This is a genomic window from Roseofilum sp. Guam (assembly GCF_017746735.1).
Taxonomy (GTDB): Bacteria; Cyanobacteriota; Cyanobacteriia; order Cyanobacteriales; family Desertifilaceae; genus Roseofilum; species Roseofilum reptotaenium.
In genome coordinates, this window is the sequence record NZ_JAGHZN010000115.1 from 1 (window position 1) to 6,246 (window position 6,246).

Annotated in this window: 2 protein-coding genes; both read right to left on the minus strand. The window is 45.0% G+C overall.

The features are described from left to right. Positions 1–2,481, minus strand: a 2,481-nt coding sequence (locus J7529_RS24355) for a serine/threonine-protein kinase PknK (RefSeq protein WP_318731134.1), incomplete at its 3' end; no start/stop codon positions are given. 277 nt (positions 2,482–2,758) lie between these two features. After that, a partial coding sequence (locus J7529_RS24360) for an ATP-binding protein (RefSeq protein WP_318731136.1) occupies positions 2,759–6,246 on the minus strand: 3,488 nt, incomplete at its 5' end.

The window sequence follows — 6,246 nt, forward strand, 5'->3', positions numbered from 1 at the left end:
ATCAACACTCATAAGTTGGACTTCAGCCAGACCAAAATAAAGTCCAAAGGCTAGCTCATAAAGCGTTTCCCAAGCCTCCTGTGGCAGCAATTCTATCGCTATCTGGAAATACATTTTCGCCGCCTCATAAGCCGTCGCTATTTTCGCTTTCTGAGCCGCACGCCAATTAAGTTCAAGAAGTTGTTCTTTTTCCTCCCCCTGGACAATCTCCTCGCGTCCGATATTGATTTGATTGACAATATCGAAAATCTTCTCTTCCCGTTCTACCGGCCCTAAATAAGCCAATAGGCGATTGCCTATCTGATAATGGGTCACTTGCTTTTGCCCTTCGGGAATTAACGAATAAGCCGCTTGTTGAACCCTATCGTGTAGGAATTGATAGTTCACTCTCACATCCGTGAGCACATTTTTGGCTTCCCCTATCGTCTCTTGGAAGAACTTATAGGTATTGCTGATGGGCAAGATGAACCCTTCTTGCAGTGCTGGCCATAGGGCACCTGCTGCCTCTTCCCAGGTCAGCTCCCCTGCTGCTGCTAGAATGTCCAACTCAAACCGGTTGCTGATACAGGCGGCTAGTTTTAACATCTCGCACGTTTGGGGGGGCAACTTGTCCAATCTGGCTGCCATAAACTCCACCACATCATCGGACAGGGCTAATTCTCGCACTTTGGTCAAGTCGCATTCCCAGTAGCCCACATCCCGATTGAACACAATCCAGCCATCCTCATGTAATCCTTTGAGAAACTGGGTCGAAAAGAATGGATTGCCCTGGGTTTTTCCATACACTAATTCTGTTAGGGGCAAGGCAACTGCTTGAGCGCAACTGAGGGTGTCGGCGGTTAGGCGACCGAGATCTTTTTGGCTTAAGGGTTCCAGGGTGATCGTTTGGATCTGGGCACCGGATTTTTCCAGGTCGCAGAGCGCTAACATCAGGGGATGGGTGGGGGACACTTCATTATCGCGATAGGCTCCCAACAACAACAGATAGCCCCGTTGTGTATCAGCCATCAGCAGTTGAATTAATTTCAAAGAGGCAGCATCGACCCATTGCAGGTCATCAATAAAGATCGTCAGGGGATGTTCTGGGGTGGCAAAAACTTGGATAAACTGCTCGAATAGTCGGTTAAAACGATTTTGGGCCGCACTGCCAGACAATTCCTCGACCCTCGGTTGCGCCCCGATAATTTGCTCTAGTTCTGGGATCACATCAATAATGACTTGGGCTTGTTCGCCTAAGGCAGCCAGAATTTTATCTTTCCATCGTTGCAGTTGTTCATCGCTCTCTGCTAGAAGCTGTCCCATCAAATCGCGGAAGGCGATGACGAAGGCAGAAAACGGAATATTGCGTTGAAACTGGTCGAATTTTCCTTTGATAAAATAGCCCCGTTGGCGAACAATGGGCTTGTGCACTTCGTTGACCACTGCTGTTTTACCAATCCCTGAAAATCCGGCTACTAGCATCATTTCACAGCGGGAAGTAGGCAGGGCTTCACCTTGGGGAGTCAGTAGTGAGCAGTTGGCTGTGGGGGAAGCCCCTGCCACCCGGTCAAAGGCATCAAGTAAGGCTTGTACTTCTTTTTCTCGTCCGTAGAGTTTTTCGGGAATCAGGAAGCGAGCGGCAATATCCCGGCTTCCTAATTCAAAGGCTTCTATTTTCCCCTTTTCTTGCCATTGGTTTAGACATTTTTCTAGGTCATACTTTAATCCTAATGCACTCTGATAGCGCTCTTCTGCATTTTTCGACATTAGCTTCATGACTATATCTGAAACTACTGCTGGGATGTCTGGGTTTGAGTCTTTCTTTTTTACTTGTGCTGGGGGCACTGGCTGTTGTGAAATATGACAATGAACTAATTCCATGGGGTCGTCGCTCAGGAAGGGTAAGACTCCGGTGAGCAGTTGGTATAAGGTTGCGCCCAGAGAATAGAAGTCGCTGCGGTAGTCTATTCCTCTATTCATCCGCCCGGTTTGTTCGGGGGAAATGTAGGCTAGGGTTCCTTCTAGGACGTTGAAATTTTTGATTTCTTGTGCTTCGCGAGGCAGTAAGGAGGCAATACTGAAATCTATCAGTTTAATCTCTTTGGTTTGTGGCTGAATTAGGATATTGGCTGGTTTAATGTCTTTGTGGATCACTCTTTGGCGATCGAGTTCTTGTAGAATCTCCGCCAGTTGAATGGCGATCTGCAAACCCGTTTCTAAATCTAATGAGTTCTGTTCGGCTAAGAAGTCTTCCATAATTAAGGCGTAACCATTGCCATAGCGCTCTAAATTTAAAGGTTGGACAACGCCAGTCTTTAGGTTTTTAGCAATGGCATACTGATTACGGAACTGTAACAATTCGCTAAAGCTAGGGTATTCATTACGAAGGACTTTGATTACAACTTCTAGAGAGTCAGAAGAGCGAACTCCCCGATACACTAGGGTTCGCTCTCCTTCGTATAGGGTTTCGCTAATGTGATAACCAGGAAGTTTTAGAATCATTGCTCTAAGTTTTGTAGTGGTGTGGTATGGTATCTATTATTATATTTCAGTTCGAATAGAGATCGCGATCGCCACCATACCCTACTTGACCTGATTTCGGTAAGAGATGGTCTCACTATTTTTTTCTTAAATAAAAGCTAATCGTTCAGTTCCAAATTGATCCCATTTTTCAAGGTTTCGCCAGCCACTTGATCGCTATCTTTGCTGGAGCACGATGGTGACCTAACATTTTTTTGGGAATCCACGTTCGATTGAAGATTTTTTATTTCAGTCGTTTTCACGAGCTACTGACGGGGAGCGCGATCTCAAATGTGGTTCCTTTGCCTAATTCTGAATCACAAGTCATGATACCCCCGTGTTTTTCTTCAACAATTTGACGGGCGATCGCCATTCCCAAGCCTGTACCTTTACCTACCGCTTTTGTAGTAAATCCTTGCTCAAAAATGCGTTCTCTCACGTTTTCTGGCATTCCCGTACCATTATCGGTAATACAAATGATCACTGTCTCCTTCATGGCTGAGGTGGTAATCATAATCTGATGGGCAATCTCCTCAAAACTGCGTCCCTGGTTCGACTCTTCTAAAGCATCAATGGCATTGGCAATCAGATTCATAAATACTTGGTTAAGTTGTCCGGGAAAACATTGCACTTCTGGCAATTCTCCATAGTCTTTGACAATTTCAATTGCCGGGCGCTCATCGTTAGCTTTCAGACGATGTTTGAGAATCAGCAATGTGCTGTCGATCCCTTCATGTAAGTTAAACGGGACTTTATACTCTTTGTCCGTGCGCGAAAATGTCCGTAAAGATGTACTAATGTGGCTGATGCGATTGGTTCCTTCTCGCATCGACGCAATCAGTTGGGGTAAATCGGAGCGCACAAACTCCAAGTCTATCGATTCGATTTCTTCTTCTATCACTTCACTTGGCTCTGGATACTCTTGCTGATACCGGTCAATTAAGCCAAACAAGTCTTGGACATAATCTTGTGCTGGTTCTATGTTTCCCGCAATAAATGCCACCGGATTATTAATTTCGTGGGCAACTCCTGCGACTAAGTTACCCAAAGCTGACATTTTCTCACTTTGCACCAGTTGTAAGTGGGCTTCTTGTAAGTCTTTGAGGGCCTGTTGTGCTTGTTCGTAGAGACGGGCATTTTCTAGAGAGATCGCTGTTTGGGAACAGATCAGAGAAAGGAGTTCTACGCGATCGCCTGTAAACGCTCCCACCACTAGATGATTTTCCAAATAGAGAATGCCGATCAGCTTGCCTTGATTGAGGATCGGGGCACAGAGGAAACTAAGGGGGGGGTCTTGCCGCAGATAGGACTCAGCAGCAAATTCGGTATCGTGAGAAAAGTCGTTCACTATAATCGGTTGTTGGCTGCGTTTGACCTTATTAATAACACTGTTGGGCAGGGCTTGCTCCTCTGGTGCAGATATTGAATGCAACTGCCCCCCCTGGAGTGTACACTGTGCGACTACTCGCCAAGCGTCTTGTTCGTTTAACAGCAGAATAGCGCGATCGGCTCCCGCATTTTCCATCACTGCTTTCATTAAGATAGAAACCAGCTTGTCTAGGTGAATTTCACTCGATAGAGATTGAGCTGCTTTTATCGCCGTTGCCCAGTCAAGTATTGAGCCAGTTGTACTATTCGTTGAACTCACGGTTCGTGTTGCGGGCGAAGTGACGGTTTGACTACTTATAAACTGTAAGTAGGGTTGTTGCACAATGGTAGAGAGGAGTTGGGGATATTGCTGTTCGAGTTGGTCAACCTTCGCCTTCGCGCCCCAGCGAGCATAACCGTAATAGGCATCGGTCATGTAATCACCAGCGACTCTTTCTTTACCCCAATCCAGATAGAATTGTGCCGCGAGTTCGTTGGCGAGGCTCTCTTCTTGGATGAAGTTGTTGTCTTCTGCTCCAGAAATAGCCTGGTCATAGAGTACGATAGCTTCAGCTATTTTCCCTAAAACTCGGCATTTTTCTGCTTCTACTAAATTGAATTTATGCAAATGGTTCATGGGGGCATAGCTCGCCCATTTTTCCATTTTGTTCTGATTGGAATCGACTTTTTGAAGTTGGGCTTCTAGATTGGCTTTATCTTGAGCCTTTAACCCTCGCAATCGAGCCAAGGAATCGTAGAAATAAAATGTCGGAATCACAAACATCGCCGTCACTCCATCTAAATATTTTTCGGCTATCTCAGCATTTTCTATTGCTGACTCCAAGCGATTGAATAAATAATTCAGAATTAACTTGTGGCAATGAATCATATGTAAGGCCAAGCGATCGTTTGATTCCTGATGAAACGGTAGATATTTTTCTTCGTTATACGCTGTCCCCACCAAAATTCCTGGATTGGTTCCAGATTCCATTAAGTTTAAAATTGCTTGCCGATTGATTTCGCTCCAATAGAAAACTGTCTCTTGTTTAAGTTCCTGGAAAGATAGACTATATATAGCTATTTGTTCGGCAAGTTCAATTAAATTAGTGCCTGCCAAATATGAATAAATTTCTCCATAACAAGCACAATAGGCGGCAAATTCTATATCCCCAGTTTCTAAGCCGGTTTCGTATGCGAAGAACAGCGGTTTGATGGTCGATTGAATGGGTTCTTTCCAATGCCGAATATCCCCATTGGTATTAATCACCACTTTGGCGGTGATTTCTGTGGCATTAAATTGAGATAGGAGGTGTGAAGCGAGTTGGCCAAATTGATAACCCGCTTCAATATCCCCTAGAACTCCGCAGAGAATTGTGCCGTAAATAGAATAAGAAAAAGCAGACCAACGAGCGTTCCCATAGTTCATGGATAATTTAATTTGTTCGCAGACAATCAGAGGTAAAAATTGAGGCATCGCAATATAGACTACCCCAGTGATGCTTATCAGAATGCGTAAAGTTGCCATTTTTTCTGGATCGATCATAGCAGGCAAGTCCTTTAAGTCTTCAATGGAGCGATCGCCCCATTGGGATTTCGTCTCTGCAAAGGCTCGTTGAATATCTGCATCGGTTGGTGATTCAGGAAAACTAATTCCGAACAACTTTAAAACAGCCAAGGCAGTTTCGATCGCCTCGAAAAATTGATTTCTGACGGCATAGGCTTGGAGCTTCACCTCGTAAACTTTAACTCGTTCCAAGAGCGATCGCCCCTCACGCAAGACTTCTTCGATGAATCCTTCCATTGCCTCAAACTCACCATTCAAATAAGCTGCTTCTGCTGCTGACTCGAACAAGGCTAACGTCAGGTCGTATTGAGTTTGCCAACAGTCCACCCTCAGGAGTTCTCGACCGATCGCAAAATAATTGACTGCCCCACTGTAAGCCGTCGCGGTTTTGGCCTTAATCCCTGCGGCTAAATTCAACCGGGCTAACTGTTCTCGTTCATCGGTTTCAACGATTAACTCCACGCCATAATTTAACTGATTAACCAGAGCAAAGATTTTCTCTTCTCGTTCTTCTTCTGTGGTATTGGATAACAATAATTGCCCAATTTTTAAGTGAGTCTTCTGTTTCTCGGCTTCTGGAATTAAGGAATAAGCGGCTTGCTGGACGCGATCGTGTAAAAACTTGTAGCTCACAGATAAGTCGGATTCCAGCGTTTTTTCCTCTCCCTTGCTCCCTTGGAAAAACTTATAGGTCTGACCTAGGGGTAAAACTAATCCCTCTTGTAGTGTGCTCCATAAAGACGCTGCTACCTCCATTGAAGACTGTTCGCTGACAATGGCCAAAGTTTCTAAGTCAAACTGATTGCCGATACAAG